The sequence below is a fragment of the Streptomyces albicerus genome, from assembly GCF_008905045.1.
Lineage (GTDB): Bacteria > Actinomycetota > Actinomycetes > Streptomycetales > Streptomycetaceae > Streptomyces > Streptomyces albicerus.
The window spans coordinates 1-23,342 of the sequence record NZ_VWMY01000083.1 but is presented as its reverse complement, the minus strand read 5'-3'; the positions used below and the strand labels follow the sequence as shown (position 1 = coordinate 23,342).

The window sequence follows — 23,342 nt, the reverse complement described above, 5'->3', positions numbered from 1 at the left end:
CGGCGCCCGCCGGAGCAGCGCCCACCGCCAGATGAAGCATCCGTATACCGAACATGACCACCCGGACAACGAACCGTTTCCGGCCAAGTTCTTGATGCGCACCTGACAGCGGCGGCAATCTCCTGCCACTCTTCCCACGACCACTCCACAGCAACCCCACAAGCGCACCGCTGTGCCGTGGCGACCCCCACGCACGCCCGCACGTGCCTCATGCAAGTGGTTCCGCGTTCCGCCTTGTTCTGCCCGGACGGGTCCCGACCGTCCGGTCCCCCCTGGCCGCGCGATCCGTGGCCACGCAGAAGGAGTCCGTGTTGAGACGCACCTCCCACAGACGCACCCCCCGCACCGCAGGCACCTCCCCCGCAGACACCTCCCCCACCGCAGGCACCCCCCGGACCGCATTCGCGTCCCGCTCGGCCCGGCGCAAGGCGGCCGCCGGCGCGCTCGTCGCCGTCGCCGCCCTGCTCGCCGCGGCCGTCCAGACGGGCGCCGCGACCGCCGACGCCAAGCCCGCGCCGGGCAAGCTCGACAAGGGCGCCCTGGCCGTCAAGCTCTCCCCCGCCCAGCGCGCCGAGCTGATACGCGACGCCGACTCCGCCAAGGCGGACACCGCCGAGGAACTGGGCCTGGGCGCCAAGGAGAAGCTCGTCGTCCGTGACGTCATCAAGGACGCCGACGGCACGGTCCACACCCGCTACGAGCGCACGTACGCCGGACTCCCCGTCCTGGGCGGCGACTTGGTCGTCGACACCGCCAAGTCGGGGAAGACCGAGGGGGTTACGCGCGCGGTCAAGGCCCACCTCAAGGGCCTCACCACCAGTGCCGCGGTGAAACCCGCGACCGCCGAGAAGCAGGCCCTCAAGGCCGCAGCGGCGGAGGGTTCGAAGAAGACCGAGGCGGACCGGGCGCGCAAGGTGATCTGGGCGGCGAGCGGCAAGCCGACTCTCGCGTACGAAACGGTGGTCGGGGGCCTGCAGCACGACGGCACCCCGAACGAGCTGCACGTCATCACGGACGCGGCCACCGGCAAGAAGCTGTACGAGTACCAGGGCGTCGACAACGGCACCGGCAACACCCAGTACAGCGGCACGGTGACCCTCGGGACCGCCCAGTCCGGGTCGAACTTCACCCTCTCCGACACGGACCGCGGCAACCACAGGACGAACAACCTGAACCGCGGCACGTCGGGCACCGGCACGCTCTTCTCGGGCACGGACGACGTCTGGGGCAACGGCGCCGCGTCCAACCTGGAGACGGCGGGCGCGGACGCCCACTTCGGAGCCGCGCTGACCTGGGACTACTACAAGAACGTCCAGGGCAGGAACGGCATCCGCGGTGACGGCGTCGGCGCGTACTCCCGGGTCCACTACGGCAACAACTACGTCAACGCCTTCTGGCAGGACTCCTGCTTCTGCATGACGTACGGCGACGGCTCGGGCAACGCCAAACCGCTCACGTCGATCGACGTGGCCGCGCACGAGATGACGCATGGCGTCACCTCCAACACCGCGGGCCTCAACTACAGCGGTGAGTCGGGCGGGTTGAACGAGGCGACCTCCGACATCTTCGCCGCGGCCGTCGAGTTCTACGCCGACAACGCGAACGACGTCGGCGACTACATGGTGGGCGAGAAGATCGACATCAACGGCGACGGCACCCCGCTGCGCTACATGGACAAGCCGAGCAAGGACGGCGACTCCAAGGACAGCTGGTACTCGGGCATCGGCTCGATCGACGTCCACTACTCCTCGGGCCCGGCGAACCACTGGTTCTACCTGCTGAGCGAGGGCAGCGGCGCCAAGACCATCAACGGTGTCGCGTACGACTCGCCGACCTCCGACGGTCTGCCCGTCACCGGCATCGGCCGCGACAAGGCCGCGCTGATCTGGTTCAAGGCACTCACCACGAAGTTCACCTCGACGACCAACTACGCGGGGGCCCGCACCGGCACGCTCGCGGTCGCAGGTGAGCTGTACGGCACCGAAAGCGCCGAGTACACGGCGGTGCAGAACGCCTGGGCCGGCATCAACGTCGGCGCGCGGCCCGGCGACGGCGGTGGCGGCGGTACGTCGTTCGAGAACACGACGCCGGTATCGATTCCGGACAACGGCGCGGCGGTCACCTCGTCGATCACCGTCTCCGGTCAGGCCGGCAACGCGCCCACGAACCTCGTCGTCACACCGGACATCACCCACACCTGGCGCGGTGACCTGGTCATCGACCTGGTGGCGCCGGACGGCACGAGCTACCGGCTGAAGCCCTTCAGCTCCTCGGACTCGGCGGACGACGTCAACGAGCCGTACACCGTCAACGCGTCCTCCGAAGTCGCCAACGGCACCTGGCAGTTGAAGGTGCAGGACCAGGCGGCGCAGGACGTCGGCACCATCAACGGCTGGAAGATCACCTTCCCGCAGAGCTAGCTCGCGGGCCCAGCACGAACAGGGCGCCGTCCCGGAGATCCAACTCCCCGGAGCGGCGCCCTCTTTGCCGCGCCCTTCCCCCGCCTTTGCCGTCGCTTTGCTGGAGATCAAGTCCGCAATGCGTACTCGGATCTTCGGGCACCGGACGATTTCCGGCCAACCTTTATTCGCCCCACTGACATGTACGCGACCTGCCTGGCAACGTTCACCCCGCACGGCACACCCGCACCGCAACTTCACAACCGCCCGACCGGTCCCCCATGCCGGCCGGACACCCCCCACGAAGGAGCTTGTGTGACCCCCCTCTACGCGCGTCGCAAGCGCACCACTCTGGCCATCGCCACCGCTGTCGCGGCCGGAGCCCTCATCACCACCGGTCTGACCACCGGTGCCACCGCCCAGTCCCCGGTCGAGCGGTCCGGCGAGACGACCCTCGCCGCGGCTCCGGTCCAGCTGTCCGCGGCAGCCCGTACGGGCCTCATCCAGAAGGCCGACGCCGCCACGGCGGAGACGGCCGACGAGATAGGTCTCGGCGCCAAGGAGAAGCTGGTCGTCAGAGACGTCGTCCAGGACGCGGACGGCACGACGCACACCCGCTACGAGCGCACGTACGACGGACTCCCCGTCCTCGGCGGCGACTTGGTCATCCACGAGACGAAGTCAGGCAGGACGGAGAGCATCACCAAGGCGACCAAGGCCGCCATCAAGGTCTCCGACGTCACCCCGGACATCACCAAGTCCACTGCCGAGAAGCAGGCGTTGAAGGCCGCGAAGGCCGAGGGCAGCACCAAGTCGGCGGCCGACAAGGCGCCCCGCAAGGTCGTCTGGGCGGCGAGCGGGACCCCGGCCCTCGCGTACGAGACGGTCGTCGGCGGCTTCCAGCACGACGGCACCCCGCAGCAGCTGCACGTCATCACCGACGCGGAGACAGGCAAGAAGCTGTACGAGTGGGAGGCGATCCAGACCGGCACCGGCAACAGCCAGTACGCCGGCAAGGTCACCATCGGCACCTCGCTCTCGGGCTCGACGTACCAGCTGAACGACACCTCCCGCGGCGCCAACAAGACGTACAACCTCAACCGCGGTACGTCCGGCACCGGCACCCTCTTCACCGACGCGGACGACACGTGGGGCACCGGCGCGGCCTCCAACACGCAGACCGCCGCCGTCGACGCGCACTACGGCGCCCAGGTCACCTGGGACTTCTACAAGAACGTCCTCGGCCGCAGCGGCATCAAGAACGACGGCAAGGCCGCCTACTCCCGTGTCCACTACGGGAACGCGTACGTCAACGCGTTCTGGAGCGACAGCTGCTTCTGCATGACGTACGGCGACGGCGAGGGCAACGCGAAGCCGCTCACGTCGATCGACGTCGCGGGCCACGAGATGACCCACGGCGTCACGTCCAACACAGCGGGCCTGAACTACAGCGGCGAGTCGGGCGGCCTGAACGAGGCCACGTCGGACATCTTCGGCACGGCGGTGGAGTTCTACGCGGCCAACTCGTCCGATGTCGGCGACTACCTCATCGGCGAGAAGATCGACATCAACGGCGACGGCAGCCCGCTGCGCTACATGGACAAGCCGAGCAAGGACGGCTCGTCCAGGGACGCGTGGTCCTCCAACCTGGGCGGCATCGACGTCCACTACTCCTCGGGCCCGGCGAACCACTTCTTCTACCTCCTCTCGGAGGGCAGCGGCGCCAAGACGATCAACGGGGTCAGCTACAACTCCCCCACGTCGAACGGCTCCACGGTCACCGGCATCGGCCGCGACAAGGCGGTCAAGATCTGGTACAAGGCGCTGACCGAGTACATGACGTCCACGACGAAGTACGCGGGCGCCCGCACGGCGACGCTGAACGCGACGTCGGCGCTGTACGGCGGCACGACGAGCACGGAGTACAAGGCGGTTCAGGCGGCCTGGGCCGCGGTCAACGTGAACTGACGCTCGCGTAATTGGCTGTAGTTGGGCTGTAAGGGGTAGGGCGGTACCCGGGGCGAAGGCATTCCCGGGTACCGCCCTACCCTTGGTTCCCATGCCCTTCACGTACGAGGACGTGGGCGCGACCCGCGACGGCCGGTGCCCACCCGGCTTCCACCCCCTGCACGTCCGCACCCGCATCGGCGAGGGCCACGACCTCTTCAAGATGGCGACCCAGGCGGTCATGACCTGGGAACTCCACAGAGCGGTGGGCGTCAAGATCACAACGGACGCGCCGCAGGCGGCCCCCGGCGTGGACGTGACGGTCGGCCTGGGTCTGGTGCAGGCCCCCTGCCGCATCGTCTGGACGGTGGACGAACCCCGCCGCGTCGGCTGGGCCTACGGCACGCTCCCGGGCCACCCGGAGAGCGGCGAGGAGGCCTTCGTCGTCGACCGCACGGGCGACGGCACGGTCTGGCTCACGATCACGGCGTTCAGCCGCCCGGCGAAGTGGTACGCACGGGCCGGCGGGGCGGCGACTCGGGGGTTGCAGCATGCGTATGCGCGAAGGTGTGGGGCGGTGTTGCGGCGGATGTGTGCTGGGGTGGACGAGGCGTAGGGTCGTCACGGCATCACAGGAACACCGTCAAACGCCTTGACGCATCACAGCGCGACCGGCCGGTAGCTCAGCGCCGCTTCGACGATCCCCTCCGGGGAAGCGTCCTCCAGTTCGGGCGAGGGATGGAAGATCAGGTCACTCACCTGAGGATGAGGCGCGTTGGCCCGGAGAAGCCGCAAGTAGTACTCGGCCTCGGGGTCTTCGGCCAGGATCCGGGAGACGATTTCGACGAGTTCCTCACGCGTGATGCCGGGCACCCTGGGCCATGCCGGTCGGGCGGCTTCCGCAGCGAACTCCTCCAGACTGCGCCAACCGTAGTAACCGACGAAGTCGGCGAACGTGTAGTCATGACCGGTGCGCTCATTGAACGCAGCGACAGCGGAGGCAGCGACTGCCTCACCGCGACTGACCAGGTCCCCGATTCGCTCGATCTCCGCGCACATCTCGTCAAGCTGTCGCTTGTCAACGGGGGGTGGAAGCAGCTCAGGGCGCAGGTCCATGGTCCGCAATTATGCGTGGCCGCCCTGGTCGGTATCAGGCACGATCGGAGCGTGGACATATCCGATGACAGCCTCCGCCTCGACCCCGTTTGGCTGGAGATCGACAACAACGTGTGCGGCCTGCTGTCGTCAGGTCCTGCCGCCTCGTCCGTGGCCGAGCGCCTCGCACCAGCGGGCTCGTGATCGAGATCGTCCTCGTGGCATGCCTATGAACTCGAAACCAACTGGTGCCGGTTCGAAGCCGAGCCGACCGCCGACTCTGCCGCCCGGATGAACGGGGTCGTCGATCAGCACCAGTTCGACGACCCCGCGGCCTTGCAAAAAGGTCAGTTATGGCCAGCGGCGAGCCGTTCGTGACCAGCCTGGACGAGCAAAGCGACGGAGCGAGGCCTGCAGAGGTTCCCGTCGTACCGCGGTCGCACGGTCCAGTACGTACCGGGCGGCTCACAGCGGTCGATACGCGGGACGCCCAGATAGGTTCCCTGGCCCAGGCAGGGCGCGGCTTCCTCGTGCGCCCAGACCATGCCGGCGTGTGCCTGGATCAGCGCGTAGTACGTGGCACCCGTGCTGCGGTGGTCGTGGATGACCGGGCCAGCTAACAGGTCTGCCATGGCCGCTGCCGCTTTGTCCGGATCTTCGGAGCCGAGAGCGGCGAACACCATGTCCGCCCTCATCCGCACCGCGGCGAACCGGCCGCCGAGGGGCAGCAGCGCGACGCCCTGGTTCGCCCACTCGGCGTGAGCCTGCGCTGCTACAGGATGGGCTCGCGCCAGCCATTCGCTGATGAATCTGTTCGTCGCCCGAGCATCCACTGGTCGTTGCCCCTGCCGTCAATCGCTGATCAGGTCCAAGACCAGGCTGACGGCAGGCAAGGTGCCTGAGTGTCACTCCTCGGTGACAGTCGGTGTCACAAGCCGATCCATGCCGCCATGTGCCCCAGCGTGTCAGGGGTTCGGCGTTGCTGGTGCACGAGGCCCTGGACCGTTTCGCGGGCTCCGGGGTGGTAGCGGGTCTGCTGGGGTGCGAGTTCCCGAGCAGTGAGGAGGGAGCCCAGGGCCGCCTCGCAACGGCCCGTCTCCATCTCGGCTCGAGCACGGTCCACGTAGAAGTGCGCCCGACGAGACATCGCCCAGGAACTGGGCAGTTCCACCTTTTTCGCCCGTTCCAGAGCCTTCCCGTACTCACGACTCTCGGCGAGCGCGGACACCTCGTGGCAGTCGACATTGGTCGGGCCGAAGCTGAGCCAGTGCACATGGCCGACTTCGCCCGTGCGCCCGGCGATCTGCCGCGCCTCGTCCAAGTGGGCCCGTACGGCGCTCTCGTCACGCGCTCGGGCGGCGATCACCGTGGCACCCAAGTGCAGTTGCCCGGCAACAGCCATGGCGTCGGTGGTCTCGTCGGCCTGCCCGAGCGCGCGGTGTCCGGCGTCGATCAGGCGCAGCCCGATGGTGTGCTCGCCTTCCCGGAAGTACACCAGCCCGCGCATGTACTGGCGGACGGCGGACAGCAGCGGATCCGACGCGCGCTGTGCCGCCCACTCCATGCGATCCAGCGCGATGGTGGACAGGTCGTAGAACCCGAGCTTCACAGTGACGTCGTGGGCGCTGCGGTACGCCGAGCCGAGCGCGGCCCACAGGTCCGTCGACGGTGTGCGGTACGCGGCCGTCGTCAGTTCGGCAAGGAGCTCGGGGAGTGCGCGAGCCGCATTGTTGAGCTGCGTCGCACGTACACGCTGACACAAGTCCGCCGCTCCTGCGACCAGCTGCTCGGCGCTCCGAGTGGTCAGATCGGGGTCAGCCCCGAGGTCGTACAGATCGAGGGCCTCACGGATGGGCCGGATGAGTTCGGCCAGACGGTCCTGTTGCAACTCAGTCATGTAGGGCTGGCCGGTGAGGACCGTGACGTCGATGTGAAGCGCCCGTGCAACAGCCGCGACAAATCCGGGACTTGGGTTCTTGTGTCCGCTTTCCACTTGGTGAACCAGGCTGTAGGAATACCCCGCCTTCAGCGCCATCCCTTGCTGCGTGAGCCCGGCCAGCTTGCGCTGCTCGATGATCCGGGTCCTGGTGTCGTTGCCCGTGGCCATGCTGGAACTCCGTTCCTGACTCGCCGTCTGGAACGGTACCCGCGCACTGAGGCACTGGACCGTCGATCGCCCTGGTTCCCCGGCTGATCCCCCTGAAGGTGTGGGTGGTTGCGTGTAATCAACGGCGCAGGGTGGGATGCGGTCATGACCTCACGGACTCTGTACCTGTTCGCCTCGGCCGCGCCCCCGGTGTTCGACATCTCGGAGGTCGTCGAGACCGCACAGGCCGACGGCTGGGACGTCTGCCTCGGATTGACCCCCACAGCGGCACACTGGCTGGAGGAAAGCCTCGCCGACCTGGCCGCACAGACCGGGCACCCGGTCCGCAGCGAGTACAAGCTCCCGGGTCAGCCGGACGTCTGGCCGAAGGCAGACGTGATCCTCTTCGCCCCGGCGACGTTCAACAGCCTCAACGCATGGGCGCTGGGCCTCACTTCGTCGTTCGTGGTCGGTGTCGTCGCGGAGGGGATCGGCAAGGGCATTCCCACGGTGACGATGCCTTGCGTGAACGCCGCGTATGCACGACACCGGCAGCTTGACCGCAGCGTCAGGGAGCTGCGCGAGCAAGGGGTCACGGTGTTGTACGGGGAGGACGGTTTCATGCCCAATGCGCCTGGCTCGGGGAAGCCGAAGGCATACCCGTGGGACCTCGCTGTCGGAACTGCAAGGAAGCTGGCCGCCGACGCATGACAACATGCGCACCATACTTGGGAATCGAACTCACCATCTGCAATACCAACCGCGCAACGGGAGCCAGGCAGGTCATCTTCAGCCGATATCATCTTGATGATGCGCTATGAGCGAATTGACGCATCAGCCATCCCCGCACCCTGACGTTCTCCTATTCCTGGGTGAATCACACAGAGGCCGAGATTCAGATTGCGCATTAAGATACTGACGCTTATCCGTCCAAAAGGTCGCCTGCCTAAATTTATAGGAGATTGATTTCGACCCCTCGCCCGTCGAAAATTTCGGCTACCAATTCAAGGAATCGACCCTCATAATCCTGGTCCACATTTGAGTCGGCCAGGATTCGCCGCCTGGCTTCCATAGAGTGATTCCAGTTCAGCACGAACGGTCGCGAGGCTCCCCAGCCACCGCATAGGCAATCATCCAAAGCGGACAGGTTCCAGCCGAAATATCCACCTGGCCCGTTGACCGCTTCTCCAAGAGCACAATAGAAGCTGGACTCATCGACGATATGCCGCCCATCCATTTCGTAGATCGTCCCAGCGCGAGCGTCACTAAGCCGTCGGAAAGAATGATGATTAAGAGCGACGGACAGCCAGGCATGACGCCCAGCGCCGTCCAGCGAGCGCCACAACCCGATGCGATTGAGCTTTCCGGCGCGGATAAGACCCCATGGCCATTCGGCGTCCGGAAGCAGGTCCTCACAATCCAATGTGACGGTCACGTCCATAAGGTCAGCACCGTTGGACGATGGCTCTGCTTTTTCCACGACGACATCAGCAACAAAGTAGCTACCGACTTCTGCACCGTCAACGTCCAGCAACACCAGGTCCGCATTTCCAGCCACAGCACGCCTCGTGCCGATCCGGTTGACGCAGTCCATCAGTCGACCTTGCGGGGCGATCCCTTCAATGTTCACCCGGCGCAGCCCGCCCCCCAGCGAGGCGAACAACCCAGTGGAATTACGCGCTTTCCCCCAAAGCTCTCCCCCTTCTTCTCCGGTAAGATAGCATCCGTTTCGCAGACTGACATGATTCACGACGGAATCTCCGAAAGGTTTCAAACCTAATAGGCTAGGCACAGAATCATACTACGTATTGAACCAGCTGCGCCTGACGACCTGGGTGGACAGGCGCAGCTACGCACCGTCAGCCACGGTATGAGATCGGTCTACCTCCAATCAGAATCAGGGAAGTGCGGGCCGGTGAATTTATGAATCGTTGCGTAATGGTCATTCGTCCATCCCATCACGGTCCTGCCGCCAGGAATCTCCAATTCCAGAATTCTAGCCTTGTCATGCTTCGTGATTCCCGGAACGCGCCACTCCTTTGCCCCTCGCCAAGGCTTTTCGTGCGTCTTATCGCCCCGGAAAACCTTCTGCTGCCTCGTGCCGGGATCAACCTGCGGGGTCCCTCTGCCTGCCCTAATATCGTCGTAGGCATTAACGAAGTGATTGGAGAACCCCTTATTCGCAAAGGGCAGCGGGTCGGACAGGCGACCGGGATTTCGCGTTCCTCTGACCGAGCTCGGTGTTCCAGCGGCCCGTGTTCCGAAAATTGCGGCCAATGTGCTGGGCGCTCGATATTCGTCGCTTGAAATGTCGTAGCCGTGGCCGGCTACCCATCCGTCGAACTGGGCGCCATAATCACAGCCCGGAGTTCCAGGTCCGCCATTTCGGCAATCGCCGTCGAAAGGCCAGGCGAAATACTCTGCGGTGTGGGGAACGTTGCTTACGATGCCGTAGAAGGTCTCTCCAACGCTGGAGCAGATCCCGGACAGGAATCCCCAGGAACCGCACCCTTGGTCGTCATCCCCCGGCCCCTTCTTGGGATCGCCACCGCCGCCGCCACCGCTGCTGGTGCTCCCCGTGCTGTTTGTATGAGACGTGCCGCCAGTGCGACCCCAACCAGACGCGACCCCGCCACCCGTTGCATTCCCGTTCTTGGAGAGACTGCCGTCGCCGTGCGTGACGACACCGTTTCCGCATCCTTCGGCGAATCCTTTGCCGCAAGCCAGGCCAAGTCCCGTGGGGTCGGAGAAGGTGAGGGGATTGTTGACGCTGTACGTGTAGCCGTTGAGGGTCTGGTGCTTGTCGAGTTCAAGAAGAGGATCGACGCTGATGAATTGGCCCAGGCCTGGGTCGTATTCGCGCGCACCAATATGGGTCAGGCCCGTGGAGTCGTCCGCCGGCTTGCCCAAGAACGCCTTGTCATCCGGCCAGTCCGCAGCCTTCTCACCACGCGAAGCGCCAAACGGCGTCGTGTAGCGCTTCGTGACCGCATACGTGGTGGCGTCCATCGCGATGCTGGACGTGCCGTGATGGTCGGCGGCCAGGAAGTTGAGCTTCGTGCCCGAGACCCCTGCGGTCGCCGTGCGCACGGCAATCGCCTGGCCGGCGGCTGAGTAATAGCGGGTACCGGAGAGGGTTTTCGTCGCACCCTTCGTCGTCAGGCGGACCTCGGTGCCGCCGAGGTACAGGACCGTGTCCCCGTCCCCCACAGCCCGCCGGATCAGCAGCTCACCGCTCGCGTCATACAGGTAACTGGTCTGCTCGCCCTTGGGATTGGTCGTGGTGGCGAGCTTGCCCTCGCTGTTCCAGGTGTGTTGCTGGGATCCGGAGGTGACGGGCTCGGAGCCCAGCCACACCCCCGCGCTCCACTGCGGCTCCCAGTCCTTGTTGTAGACGACGAAGACCCCGGTGTCCTGGAGCGTGGCGAAGTAGCCCGAGCCCCAGGTCTTCGAGTCCCACAGGGGATTGTTGTCCTTGTCGTAGACGACGAAGTTGCCGTCTTCCTGCATGGTGGCCCAAGCGCCCGCGTGGCCACCCGTGTTGGTGTGCCAGGCGATGTCTCCCGTCTTGCGGTCGTAGAGGGCCAGGTCGCCGTCCTCGCGCATCACGAGGCGGGCGCGCTGGGAGCGGGCTTCCTCCCCCGACGTGAGCTTCCAGCCGGCGCGGAAGAACTGGTGGGAGGTCGTGGTGCTGCGCTTGTCGGTGTTGCCGGCCTTGTCGTAGGTGAAGGACTCGCTGCGCGAACCGTCACCGCTCGTGGAGACCTCGGACAAGGTGTGCGGCTGGGCCGCCCCCGCCGGAGGGTAGGAGTACTTCCGCTCTGCGTCCTGGCCCTGGCGTATGCCGACACTGTGTTCGGTCTCGGTCTTGCGCTGCCCGGCCTCGTTGTACGTGTACGACGTCCAGTACGGGGCCGCACCATCGATGTTGCCCGCCGTACGGCCCGTAGTCGCGCAGTCCTCCGTCTTCGGGGTCCAGGCCTCTGTCAGGCGGCTGTAACCGTCGTATGCGAAGCACTGGTGGTCGGCCTTCGTCGTGCCGCCCTGCGTCGTTCCGTCGGAGACCGACGTGACGTTGCCCGCGTCGTCCTGCCTGAACTTCAGGCTCTGCGTGCGGTACGCGTGCACGTCATCCGTGACGAACGAGTTCGTCAGGCGTCGGAAGCCCGGCTCGTAGGTGTAGTTGAGGTACGCCTTCTTCGCCGAGCTGGTCGGGTCGGTGCCCAGCCTGAGCTGCGTCAGGTCCCCCTGCGGGGAATAGGCGGCATCCTGAAGGTAGTTGGTCGTTCCCTGAGAACTCAGCGCCTGCCCGGTGGCGTTGTACTCATAGCTGACCGCCTCCGCCGCCAAGCCGCCCACCGCGGGCTCGGTCGTCGCCGCCAGGGCGCCGAGCACGTTGTACTGGCCGCTGAACGGCAGGGTCTTCGGCACACCCGCGGCAACCAGAGGGTCTGCTTCTGGCAGCTGCAGTTCGCTGCCTGTGGCCCGGTAGAGGTTGTCGTACTTGGTGACCTTCTGCGTGTACGCCTTCCCGCCCGCACCGCCTTCGTAGCGTACGGCGGTGTCCTGCTGTCCCTTGGCGAGCGAGTCGTACGTCCAGGCGGTGAGCTTGTTGGCATCCGTCTTGTCGGTCTGCCACATACCGGTCTTGCGGCCGAGCAGGTCGTACTCGTACAGCAGCTTCTTCTTCTCGGCATCCTCGGTGCTGGTGACACGGTCGAGCGCGTCGTAGCCGGAGACGGACGTGCCTTTGTCCGGGTCGGCGGCCTTGACCTGGCGGCCGAACAGGTCGTACTCGTACGACCACTGCGCCTTGTCCGGGCCTGTGATCGTCTTCTGCTGACCTGCCGGCGTATAGGTGAAGTCGGTCGTCGTGAAGGCCGTGCCGGTGGGCTGCGGGCCGGCGTACTCACGGCGTTGCGTGGTCTGGCCGAGCGCGTTGGTGACGACCGCGGTGGCCTGCCCGCCAGCGGGAGCGGAGGCGGAGACGGTGTCACCGGTATAGGCGGTTTTGACCGTCAGGCGACGGATCAGCGGAGCGTCCGTGACGGAGATGTCGCGGCCACTGGTGACCGTCTGGCTGACGCGCCCCGCTCCGTCGTACGTGGTGTTGGTCTCGATCGGCGCCTGATTGCCCTCGGTCTCCACGAATTCGCCGGTGGGCGCCGAGCCGGAATCCCAGATGTCGCTGCGGGTGCCGACTGCGAGGCCCCGGGAGTCATAGAGCGTCAGCGAGATCAGCCGACCTCCGGCCGGACTGCGCGTCTGCACCTGGCGCGAGCGCAGGAGAGAGTCATAGAACTCGTACGTGGTGTTGTAGCCGGTGCCGTTGCCTGTCGGAGAAGCTGTGGACACCCACGAGATGTCGCTCTCGGCGCTGGTGACGTGGTAGGCGTACACGTAGTTGGGCTTGGCGTCCAGGATCCGCAGCCGGTCGGGCAGCCACACCTGGGTGGTGCGGCCGAGGCTGTCGTAGGTGGACTCCGTGACCTTGCCGTTGGAGTCGGTGATCTTGGTCGGGGAGCCGGTCGTGAAGTCCACCAGGGTGGTGGTCTTGTAGGTCTTGGCGTCCTCGACAGTGGTCGAGGTCAGAGGGCCGGTGCCCGCCGGGACATAGGTCGTGTGGGCGGTCGTGAGGTCGTTGGTGTCCTTGACCGTCAGTCCGCGTCCCAGGCTGTCGTACGTGGCGGTGGTCACCTTCTGCCAGGCGGGGTTGTCGTCACCGCCGTATCCCTTGGCACGCCCCGTCCACACGGCGTCGCCCTTGGTCGGGCTCTGGGACGCCGACCAGGCGGTCGCGCCGGTGTCGTCGTACACGGTGGCCGTGTCGGCGATCACGTCGCCAGGGCGGCCGGCGTCGGCCGGGAGATCGAGGGCGGCGTCCGATGTCGTGCACGCTTTGCCGACCTTGCGGACGCGGGAGGCAAGGGAGTTGATGCCCTTGTCGTCGTTGCGTGCGTACCACGTGCGGGTGCAGGTCTCATCGCCGCTGCCGGAGTCGTCGCCCTGGTCCTCGACGGTCTCGGCCATGCCGTAGTCGTCGAAGGTGGTTCTGACCGTGCGGACTCGGTCGTACGGCGTGAGCTTGCTCGTGATGTTCGTGCGGGTGTGTGTGGCGGCGGTACGCACGTAGTACGCCTCGGTGTCCGCGTACGACTTGTGCTGGGTGGCTGTCTTCTTCGACCAGGGATCGTTTACCGTGCCGGAGACTTCCGCGTCCCCGTTGTAGGTCACCGATTCCCGGGTGAAGCCCGCGTACTGGTCGGAGTCGGTGATCTTCCCGGCCTTGATGCCGGTGACCTCTGCCGTTTTGCGCTTGTCCTTGTCCGGGGTTTTGCCGTCCGCGCCGAGGACGCGGTCGCCGTTCATACCCCGCAAGTAGACGGTCACTGTCTTCGAGCGCGGGCCGTTCGGTGCGCCGGTGAGGTGGGTGACCTTGCCGAAGCCGCGCCAGACGGACCAGGTTCGCTGCTTCTCGGGCGTCAGCGGGTCGTCGTTGTAGTGCCAGGCGCCGCCCTCGGTGGAGTACTGATAGGTGTGCTGCACGGCCTCCCCGCCGCCCTGCGGGTCGGTGGTGGACACGGAGGTGACCGGGTACTTCTGGAACCAGTCCAGGACCGGGTCCTTCTCGCCGTTCGGCGACCAGTACACCGGGTAGCAGCGCCGGGTGTTGCTGTCCAGGGCGGGCTTGCTCTGACCTGCTGTGCAGTCGGCGTCCGCGTAGCTGACGATGGTCTGCGCGCCCGTCTCGGAGACGACCGTCTTCAGGCGCGGCCTGTTGAGCGGAAGGATGTCGTCGCTCGTGCCGTCGACGCGGTTCGCCCGGAACTCGTGACCGAACCTCACAGGGTCCAGAGAGAGCTCGGCGCCGTGCTTGCCGGTGTGGCTGATCTCCTCCAGCCACAGGGACTGGTCCGTGGAGTCACCCGTGTCGCCCGGGTCGAGGTACCGCTGCTTCAGCGCCCAGGCGTCCACGGCCTCGAAGGCGGGTGTGGACGCGGCGGCGTTCCACGCGTAGGTGGTGACACCCGTGAGGCGTTTGCGGGTGAAGAAGGACGGGCCCACATTGCCGGTGCACTTGTCGCCGTCCTTGCAAACGGCGTCGAAGGGCACGTCCGGCCAGTTGTCGCGGGTGCCGTCCTTCAGCTCGTCGCAGCCGGTGCCGGAGGCGAGACAGCGCTCGGCGTGGGAGAGGACGACCCTGTTGGAGGCGGCCGGGCTGCCGGAGAACAGCGCGCCGGCGCGCTGGCCGTAACGGATCTCCTTCAGATAGCCGCCGCGGGTGTAGCCGGTGCCGGTGGTGTCGTCGCCGAGCTGGTCGTAGTTGTTAGTCTCGGCCGCGTACCAGTACGTCATGGCGTTGGCGTGCGTGTCCTCGACGTAGTCGAGGTTCCAGCGCCAGGCCTGCTTCTTGGCGCGTCCGGAGAAGGAGGAGCCGCTGTCGTAACCGGGCTCGTCGGGGTCGTCACCGAAGACCGGCACGGTCCAGACCGAGTTGGTGCGGTCACCGGCGCCCGCGTCATCCAGCTTGTTCAGGCCGAAGACGTACTTGGTGCCGTCCCCGGTGGTGACGGTCCAGTACTCGCCGTTGTCGTCACCGTTGTCGGCGCCGGGCGAGTGCGTGACCGTGGACGCGTCATCGTTCTTCAGCCGCCACTTGCCGCTGATGTCGTCCTTGACCAACTCGGTGGCCTTGCCGTTCAGCACGAGCGACGCGTTGTCGTACTTCCAGCACAGGTCGAACTTGTCCGTCTGCCCGTCGTCGTCGCACGAGCCGTACTTGCGCTCGATGTATGAGGAGGTCAGGTCGAAGCCAGCACCGATGGCCGTGCCCTGGTTGTTGGATGAGGCTGTCTGGCCGTCGACGCTGCCCGAGTCGTACGAGATCGACAGATCGGGCTTGGGCCCGGCCGCCGACGGCGGTACCCGCAGCGGATACGACCACGTGAAGTTGCCCGACGAACCGCCGGCGTCCCAGGTCGAGGACGCCGACAGCGGGGTCGCCTTGTAGTCACCGGCGCCGGACTTGGTGCCCGCCGCCACCGCCAGCACCATCGGGGCACCGTCGACGGACAGTGAGACGGGGGCGGAAAGGCGTTGCTCGGAGCGGTCGTTGGTGAAGTCGAGGGTGTCGCGTGTACGGCATATCGCGGCGGCCGGGTCCGACAGCGCGCAGTCCGGCAGGCGCAGCAGTTGCAGACGGCCGGCCCAGTCGCCGCCGTAGGCCGAGGCGAACGCTCCGTAGTTCAGGGTGAGTTGAGCCGCCCCTCCCTCTTTCGCGCTGACTTGGAACGCGACTCCTCGTACCCCCAGTCGCTCGGAGGCTTTCTGATCCAGGACCTCGACCGCGACCTCGCTCGCCGCCTCGCCTTCGGAGGGCTTGGCGAGGGTGACCGGCAGCGAACCCGGGGAGACCGTCGCCGAACCCGTCGCAGGCAGTGTTGCGGTGGCCTGCCCCGCGGTCGGCCAGGTGACCTTCCGCTGCTGGTCCTTGCGCGCACGGGCCGCTGCCGAATCGTCCGCCGCCTCCGCGCGCGCCACCGCCGCAGCGGCCTTCTTGTCAGGCTTCGCCGTGAAGGTCCTGACCTTCTGGCTGTGGGAAGTCGGCAGTTTCGGCGCTCCCAGCGGGTCCGCGTCGGCCGCGAAGGCCACCGGGGTCAGCAGGCCCCACAGCATGACAAGGCCCGTTGAGGCGGCCGCCCGACGGGCCCAGGCCCCTGAAGGGCTCATGACACTGATACGTACGGGTCTCGCGGTCCTGAACAGTTTCATCGCGTCTTCTCCCTGCGCGCCGCAGATGGCAGTGCACTCAGGCATGGGCCGGTGCGGCCCGCACGGATCGGTGAGTCGAAGGTCTGGGGGCGCCCGCCTCGACGGGTGGCGTGGCGGGGCATGCCCCGCCACCACGCCTCAGGCGCCGAACGAGAATGAGCGTCAGGTGGTATCCGGTTCCGCCATCACCTGGGAGCGGATCTGCTCGCGGTTCATGGCTCCGGTCCAGATCCTCAAGTCGCCGAGGTTTCCGAGCAGGTGATTGCCGGTGGATCCGCCGACAGCGCCCCGGCCCATGGCCAGCTCTCCGCTGCCCTGCTGGACGGCGGTGAAGCCCATCGCATCGGAGTCGCCTTGCTCGTCCTGCCCCACGTAGAGCTGGAGTCGGCCGCGTTGGAGATCATCCTGATCCGACGTTGCCTGGGCATCGAAGACGCCAGTCAACTGCACCCAGGTATCGGTCTCAGCGATGTCCACGGCGGGTACTTCGGCGCTCTGCGTGACCTTCCCGTCCGAGCCGACGGCCGTGCGGGTGAACTTCCACTGGTACACCCTGTCCCCGGGCTTCGTCACCCACAGCGCCCAGGACGACTCCCCGCCGATCCGCTGCCCGGCCACCTGTCCTCGGTACCCGACCGGCTTGGCCGCCAGTTTTGCGGCCTCCAACTGCACGCTCGCGGACACCGTGAACGATCCGCCCTCGTCGATCACGGGACCTGTCGCAGAGGCGTAACCCGCTGCTCCGTCCAGGGTCAGCGCGTTGCTGTCCTCGTTCAGTACGGCGCCCGATGCCGACAATTTCATCGCGGGCCGTGGATAGGCGGTCCGCTCGGTGATCTCGGCCCCCGTGGCGGACGTGGCGTCCCACTGGGCCACCAGTTCGTTGACCGGCACACGGTCCGGGCCGAGAGCTCGCGCTTCCTGCGCGATGTCCGCCGGTGTCAGCGCGTACTGCCACACCGCCACCTCGTCCACCCGCCCGTGGAAGTACTGCCCCCCAGGCGACCGCCCGATGTTCAGTCCACCGCTCGCCGTCCACGGCTGATACGCGGACGACTTGGCGTAGAGATTGATCGGCTGGCCCTGCGGGCGCCCGTTGACGAACAGTTGGACGGTGTCGTTCTTCGGATCCGTGTCACCCTGGGTCTGGAAGACACCGGCCAGATGAGTCCACACGTTCAGCGTGGCCGGCTGGTCGGCGGGCGAACGGATCCACGCCGGGCTGTTGGCGTCCGTCGCCGAGCGGCTGAAGCCCCACCTCTGGTCGCCGGGTGAGTACGACAGGGACAGAGCCTGCCCCAGCGTGGCCGACGACTGCGACAGCACGACCCGCGTCTCGGCGGCATCGGTGAGATAGGCCCAGGCCGAGACCGTGAAGGAGTCCCTGGTGATGACGGCGGGGGACGAGGTGACGGCGTAACCGGTCTGCTGGTCCGCGTTTGAGGTGTCGTTCAACCACAGCGATTGATCGGCGTCACCGCGCCGAGCCATCGTCGACCAGCCCGCGCCCGCGTTGGTCAGCGTGGCGGGGTGCCGGGTGCCGACCGTGGCGGTGTCCAGGGCCGTTCGGGTACCCGCCTCGCGGGCGTTGTCGTCGAAGTGCCAGCGACCTGATTCCGCCTCAGGGGGTGCCACCTTGAAGATGAACTCCGCCGGAGTGCCGTCGCGGCCGCGCACATCGAGGGCCCATACCGACAGCACCTGGGTGCCGCCGAGCTGAGGGACGACCGAAACGGTGGGCGAGGTTCCGGTGACTTCGTTGACCCGGCCCGTGGAACCGGCGATGAGCTTCCACCTGAAGCCCGTGACGTCCTTGTCAGCCGTGTTGGGCTTGAAGGTGAAAGAGCCCGCCGTTCCGGGACCACCGAGCCCCGGGCAGTCGTTGTCGGTGCACTCCTGGTACGGACCGTTGTTGATGATCTGCGGCACCTTCGGAGCACTGGCGTCCACGTTGAAGTAACACCACGACGAATACGACGAATAGAGATCCCCGCTCTTGCCGCCATACGCCCAGTGCGACTGCGTACGCGCCTTGTAGCGGTAGACCCCACCATCCCCACGGTCATTGGTGCGCATCTTCTCCAGCGTGCCGTCGGGATGCCATCCGGATGACGGCTGGGCGCCGGACCAGGCCGTACCCCACACTCCGTCCGAGTGCCTGTTCTCCACGATGAACTCGGCCTGCAGCGACCCCTTTTCCTCACCACTCCCCGGCTGCACCTTGGTCTGCACACGTGCCTGCACCATGGGATCGAGGCGGGTGACGATCAGCGGTTTGGTGGATGCCTTCTCGCAGTACGCGGTCTTGCCGTCGCCCGGAATCAGCCCCACGTCCGTCGGCACACCCGGTCGGGGCACGTACGTGACCTGCAACTCGGCGTTGTCGTCAAACCGCTTCCACGCCCGCGGGTCGCTCTCGTCCTTCGCCCACAACATCAGCGTCAGCCGGGAGAACTTGCCGTCCGCGAACGCACGCACCGTCGAGGTCAGGTTCTCCTCCGGCTGCGCGGGATCGTCGTTGAACTCGATCCACTTGTCTGGCTGATCGGGGGAGCAATTGTCACCGCGGCCCGCCGAGACAAGCCGGTCTCCCATGTGGTCGATCGTGGAGGGCCCCGGCCAGCGCGTGCCCTCGGAGATGTTGTTCGTACGCACCAGGTTCAGCCACTTGGCGTCGCAGTTGAACGACCACGTCTCGTACGCCCGAAACGTCGCGTCCAGTACGTACTTGCCGCTCAACTTGCCCGGCCCGAACTCGAACAGCATCCGGTCGATGTAGTTGTTTCCGCAGGAGTAGCCGTCCGCGGTGCCACACCGGCCCACGCCCAGGTCACCGTTGAACTGCCAGAACCGGTCACCGTCCGAGGAGATCTTCGTACGCTCCGAGCGGCCGAGGCCGACGGGCGGGTCGATGTAGACGGGATAGACGGTCTTCGAGCCGCGCAACAGGTCGAGGTCCGGATTCACCGTGACGGTCCCGGCCTCGACCCGCACCGGCAGCACGGCGCTGGCATCGCCCGCACCGGGTTGTGCGGGATCCCGCTCGGCGGCGGCCTCGGGGCCTTGTGCCGCAGCAGCGGAACGCAGCAACTGGGTCTGCGTACCGGCGTCCTGGTCCCCGGCGGAGTCCCACATCTGACCGGCGGGACCGTTGAACACGGCGTTGCCGTCCTCGTCGACGGCCCGCAGCCCACCGCCTGCGCCCGGCACCACCTCAAGGCCGTCACCAGCGGCAGCGAAACTCAGTCGTTCCAACTCGTCACTGCCCGCGGCCTCGGACGACTTGACCACCAGCACCTGCCGGTAGCCCTCGGCCGTGGCGGTCAGCTGCAGGTCCACGCCGGGAAGGACTTCCGCGTACGTGGCGGTCGCAGCCTCCAGCGTGGGCTCGGGCAGGCGCCCAGGCCAGCCGAGCGTGAACGACCGCCCTCCCTGTCCCAGCCGGATCATGTCGTCGCCATCTCCGCCACCGGAGAACTCCAGGTCCACCACTGCGGACTTGGGTCTCACGGTGCCGTCGGCACGACGCTCCAGCGTTGCGTCGATGTCCCGCCATGCCCCGTCCGCGTCACGAGCCCGCTCCGGCGTCGTCGACTGCGTCAGCGTGAACGTCCCGTCCGGATTCGCGAACGTCTGTGAATACTCCGTGCGTTGGGCGGTGTCCTCCACCGCCTCCCCGGACGCTGCCGCCTTCTCGGAAGCTGTCGGCTGCCTCACCGACGAGGGCGGTGCCGCCCCCGTCGGTGAGGCGACCGACAGCGCCACAGGCGCCGACCCCAGAACACACCACGCGGCCACGGCAGACACCACTCGACACAGACGTCTGCGCCGCGTATGTGCCTGCCCAGCCCCCGTCTCCCCGCCCACGATCCCCACCCCGGCGTCACAGGAACAACACAAATACCAGGGCGAACAGAAACGCACAGCCATTCCCACGGTCAAGAGTGATCCACATCACTCCAGAGCGGTTATGAAGTCAAACGCGCGATATGAGCGGGGCGTTTTCGGCTCGAGCTCAGGAAAAGGCTGGAATTAGCCCGAGGAAAGGTGAACGGGAAGGAGATTCAAGGCCAACCCTGCAGTCACCTCAAGTAGACGGGCCCCTCGCTCTCACCGCATCAAAACCCCCGCCCCCTCCCCCATCCCCTCAGAAGGCACCGCCACCAACCCCACCTCAGCACTGGTCGCCAGCAGTCGATGCGCAGGCAGAATCCGCACCGTGTATCCGAAGGGCCCCGTGCGGTCCAGGGACAGTGGGCCCTCGTACACCCACCGCCCCTCCGTGTCCGGACCGCCCGCCGGCTTCAGCGGCACCGCCGCCGCGTCGGTGATGCGGTCCTCCGAATCCACACGCCCCGAGACCGCCTGGACCTCGACGTCGTCCGGGGCCAGGTCGCCCAGGCCCACGCGGACCCGGAGGGACAGCGTCGTGCCGAGTTCGGCCGTCTGCGTGGCGGCCGTCGTCTCGACGTGGTCGACCGTGACGTGCGGCCAGGCCGTGCGGACGCGGGACTTCCAGATCGCCAACTCCCTTGCTGAGGCGGGGTCCATGGCGCGGTGGGCGTGGGCCGCGGGGGTGTAGAGGCGTTCCACGTACTCGCGGACCATGCGGCCCGCCAGCACCTTCGGGCCCAGGTGGGTGAGGGTCTGGCGGACCATCTCGATCCAGCGGTCGGGGAGGCCGGCCTGGCCGCGTTCGTAGAAACGCGGGGCCACCCGCTGCTCCAGGAGGTCGTAGAGCGCGGAGGCCTCCAGGTCGTCCCGGCGGTCGTCGTCCACCGCCGTGCCGTCCGCCGTGGGGATCGCCCAGCCGAAGTCCGGCTGGAACCACTCGTCCCACCAGCCGTCCAGGACGGAGAGGTTCAGACAGCCGTTCAGCGCCGCCTTCATGCCCGAAGTCCCGCATGCCTCCAGCGGGCGCAGCGGGTTGTTGAGCCAGATGTCGCAGCCCGGGTACAGCTTCTGCGCCATCGCCATGCCGTAGTCGGGGAGGAAGACGATCCGGTGCCGTACGCGCGGGTCGTCCGCGAACCGCACCAGCTCCTGGACCAGGCGTTTGCCCCCGTCGTCCGCCGGGTGCGCCTTGCCCGCCACCACGATCTGGATCGGACGCTCGGGGTGCAACAACAAATCCATGAGACGGTCCCTGTCCCGCAGCATCAGCGTCAGGCGCTTGTAGGACGGGACCCGGCGCGCGAAGCCGATCGTCAGGACGTCCGGGTCCAGCACGCCGTCGATCCAGCCCAGTTCGGCCGTGCCGGCGCCGCGCTGCCGCCAGGACGCGTGCAGCCGCTCCCGTACCTCCACCACGAGCTGCTCGCGCAGCACGCGGCGCAGGTCCCAGATGTCCTGGTCGGGGATCTCGGCGACGGCGTCCCAGCGGTCCGAGGCGCCGACGGTCATGGCGTCCTCCGTGCGCTGCGCGCCGATCTGGCGGGCGCCGAGGCGGAAGACCTCGGGTGCCACCCAGGTGGGCGCGTGCACCCCGTTCGTCACGGAGGTGATCGGCACCTCGTCCGGGTCGAAGCCCGGCCAGAGGCCCGAGAACATCTCCCGGCTCACGTGCCCGTGCAGCAACGAAACCCCATTGGCCCGCTGGCCCAGCCTCAGGCCCATCACCGCCATATTGAAGAGGTTCGGTTCGCCGCCCGGGTATGTCTCCATTCCCAATTGCAGAATGCGTTCGACATCAATGCGCGGGAGTTCCGCCTCCGGGCCGAAGTGCCGGGCCACCAACTCCCGGTCGAAGCGGTCGATTCCGGCGGGAACGGGAGTGTGGGTCGTGAAGACCGTCCCGGCCCGGACCGCCTCCAGTGCTGCGTCGAATTCCATGTCGTCATAAGAGAGTTCGTGAATTCGTTCCAGACCGAGGAATCCCGCGTGGCCCTCGTTCGTATGGAACACCTCGGGCCGCGCGTGGCCCGTGAGGCGGCAGTAGGTCCGTACGGCACGCACCCCGCCGATGCCGAGCAGCATCTCCTGGAGGAGCCGGTGCTCGCTGCCGCCGCCGTAGAGCCGGTCCGTCACGCCGCGCTCGCCGAGGTCGTTCTCCTCCACGTCCGAGTCGAGCATCAGCAGCGGGACCCGGCCGACCTGGGCCAGCCAGATACGGGCGTGGAGGGATTTGCCGCCGGGGAGGGCCAGGGACACCTGGGTGGGTGTGCCGTCGGGCTCGCGCAGGAGGGACACGGGCAGTTCGTTCGGGTCCAGGACCGGATAGTGCTCCTGCTGCCAGCCGTCCCGGGACAGCGACTGGCGGAAGTAGCCGTGCCGGTAGAGGAGTCCGACGCCGATCAGGGGTACGCCGAGGTCGCTGGCCGCCTTGAGATGGTCCCCGGCGAGGATGCCGAGGCCGCCGGAGTACTGCGGCAGCGCGGCCGTGATGCCGAACTCGGGCGAGAAGTAGGCGATGGCGGCGGGAAGTTCGGAGGACTGGGACTGGTACCAGCGGTCGCCGGTCACGTAGTCGTTCAGGTCGTCGGCGGCCGCGGCGAGCCGTCGCAGGAAGCGCCGGTCCTCCGCCAGCTCGGCCAGCCGCCCGGGCGACACGCTCCCGAGGAGGCGTACGGGATCGCGTTCGGAGGCGGCCCAGCGCTCGGGGTCCACGGACTGGAAGAGGTCACGGGTCTCGGCATGCCAGGACCAGCGCAGATTGCGCGCCAGATCGCTGAGGGGGTGAAGGGCTTCGGGGAGTACGGGACGCACGGTGAATCTGCGGATGGCCTTCACGAGCTTCCACCTTCACGGAGGACGTACCAGGGCGGCGTACACGGACGACGACAGGACCCAGCAGGACCTGGACGACAGGACCTAGCAGGACCTAGCAGGACACACGACGATGTGCGCCCTTCGTCACCCACGACGGTAGCGGCGAGGGTGCCTTCGCAACTACGGCGCAAAGCGGTCCGCGGGATGTGCGGTACTACGACCGCGGGCCGTCCGTGGCTGGTCGCTCCCCCACCCTCGGCTTCTCCCCCACTCTCGGCTTCTCCCCCACTCTCGGCTTCTCCCCCACTCTCGGCTTCTCCCCCACTCTCGGCTTC

General features: G+C 67.1%; 12 protein-coding genes. 5 read left to right on the top strand and 7 right to left on the bottom strand.

Features of this window, described 5'->3' with window-relative positions; all coding sequences use genetic code 11:
• The first annotated feature begins 308 nt into the window (after positions 1 to 308).
• From GAS53_RS46330 to GAS53_RS46320, 3 genes are all read left to right on the top strand, one after another.
• The gene (locus tag GAS53_RS46330) at positions 309 to 2,420 is read left to right on the top strand and encodes a M4 family metallopeptidase (protein WP_225859534.1); all 2,112 of its coding nucleotides are present in this window, start codon (positions 309 to 311) and stop codon (positions 2,418 to 2,420) included.
• Positions 2,421 to 2,714: 294 nt separating this feature from the next.
• The gene (locus GAS53_RS46325; RefSeq protein WP_151483808.1) at positions 2,715 to 4,367 is read left to right on the top strand and encodes a M4 family metallopeptidase; all 1,653 of its coding nucleotides are present in this window, start codon (positions 2,715 to 2,717) and stop codon (positions 4,365 to 4,367) included.
• 91 nt (positions 4,368 to 4,458) lie between these two features.
• Positions 4,459 to 4,962 (top strand): DUF1990 family protein, encoded by a 504-nt coding sequence (locus tag GAS53_RS46320; protein ID WP_151483807.1) that lies wholly within the window; start codon positions 4,459 to 4,461, stop codon positions 4,960 to 4,962.
• Positions 4,963 to 5,006: 44 nt separating this feature from the next.
• Here the strand turns inward: GAS53_RS46320 and GAS53_RS46315 are convergent, their stop codons facing one another.
• Positions 5,007 to 5,462, bottom strand: a complete 456-nt coding sequence (locus tag GAS53_RS46315) for a bacteriocin immunity protein (protein ID WP_151483806.1) — start codon at positions 5,460 to 5,462, stop codon at positions 5,007 to 5,009.
• A 51-nt stretch (positions 5,463 to 5,513) separates the two neighbouring features.
• On the opposite strand from GAS53_RS46315, the gene GAS53_RS57845 reads away from it, so the two are divergent.
• Positions 5,514 to 5,645: a hypothetical protein gene (locus GAS53_RS57845; RefSeq protein ID WP_263974232.1), complete on the top strand. Its 132-nt coding sequence runs from the start codon at positions 5,514 to 5,516 to the stop codon at positions 5,643 to 5,645.
• 143 nt (positions 5,646 to 5,788) lie between these two features.
• Here the strand turns inward: GAS53_RS57845 and GAS53_RS46310 are convergent, their stop codons facing one another.
• Both GAS53_RS46310 and GAS53_RS46305 read right to left on the bottom strand, forming a co-directional pair.
• Positions 5,789 to 6,274: a hypothetical protein gene (locus GAS53_RS46310; protein ID WP_151483805.1), complete on the bottom strand. Its 486-nt coding sequence runs from the start codon at positions 6,272 to 6,274 to the stop codon at positions 5,789 to 5,791.
• A gap of 95 nt (positions 6,275 to 6,369) precedes the next feature.
• Complete coding sequence (locus GAS53_RS46305) at positions 6,370 to 7,548, bottom strand: helix-turn-helix domain-containing protein (protein ID WP_151483804.1); 1,179 nt, start codon at positions 7,546 to 7,548, stop codon at positions 6,370 to 6,372.
• Between the two features lie 144 nt (positions 7,549 to 7,692).
• Here GAS53_RS46305 and GAS53_RS46300 point away from each other — a divergent pair, with 144 nt between their 5' ends.
• Positions 7,693 to 8,238: a flavoprotein gene (locus GAS53_RS46300; protein WP_151483803.1), complete on the top strand. Its 546-nt coding sequence runs from the start codon at positions 7,693 to 7,695 to the stop codon at positions 8,236 to 8,238.
• 241 nt (positions 8,239 to 8,479) lie between these two features.
• Here the strand turns inward: GAS53_RS46300 and GAS53_RS46295 are convergent, their stop codons facing one another.
• From GAS53_RS46295 to GAS53_RS46280, 4 genes are all read right to left on the bottom strand, one after another.
• On the bottom strand, positions 8,480 to 9,277 hold the full coding sequence (locus GAS53_RS46295; RefSeq protein ID WP_151483802.1) for a barstar family protein: 798 nt from the start codon (positions 9,275 to 9,277) through the stop codon (positions 8,480 to 8,482).
• Between the two features lie 131 nt (positions 9,278 to 9,408).
• The gene (locus tag GAS53_RS46290; RefSeq protein WP_192583588.1) at positions 9,409 to 16,257 is read right to left on the bottom strand and encodes an RHS repeat-associated core domain-containing protein; all 6,849 of its coding nucleotides are present in this window, start codon (positions 16,255 to 16,257) and stop codon (positions 9,409 to 9,411) included.
• A 204-nt stretch (positions 16,258 to 16,461) separates the two neighbouring features.
• Positions 16,462 to 20,016 carry a LamG domain-containing protein gene (locus GAS53_RS46285; RefSeq protein ID WP_225859533.1) on the bottom strand — a complete coding sequence of 1,185 codons (3,555 nt, stop codon included), beginning with the start codon at positions 20,014 to 20,016 and terminating at the stop codon, positions 16,462 to 16,464.
• A 393-nt stretch (positions 20,017 to 20,409) separates the two neighbouring features.
• Positions 20,410 to 23,028: a glycosyltransferase family 1 protein gene (locus GAS53_RS46280; RefSeq protein ID WP_151483799.1), complete on the bottom strand. Its 2,619-nt coding sequence runs from the start codon at positions 23,026 to 23,028 to the stop codon at positions 20,410 to 20,412.
• Positions 23,029 to 23,342: the final 314 nt, after the last annotated feature.

Bases quoted from the DNA above. Each gene is read 5' to 3' on its own strand.
- GAS53_RS46300 (WP_151483803.1), top strand. From the start codon at position 7,693: ATGACCTCACGGACTCTGTACCTGTTCGCCTCGGCCGCGCCCCCGGTG.
- GAS53_RS46305 (WP_151483804.1), bottom strand. From the start codon at position 7,548: ATGGCCACGGGCAACGACACCAGGACCCGGATCATCGAGCAGCGCAAG.
- GAS53_RS46315 (WP_151483806.1), bottom strand. From the start codon at position 5,462: ATGGACCTGCGCCCTGAGCTGCTTCCACCCCCCGTTGACAAGCGACAG.
- GAS53_RS46320 (WP_151483807.1), top strand. From the start codon at position 4,459: ATGCCCTTCACGTACGAGGACGTGGGCGCGACCCGCGACGGCCGGTGC.
- GAS53_RS46290 (WP_192583588.1), bottom strand. From the start codon at position 16,257: ATGAGCCCTTCAGGGGCCTGGGCCCGTCGGGCGGCCGCCTCAACGGGC.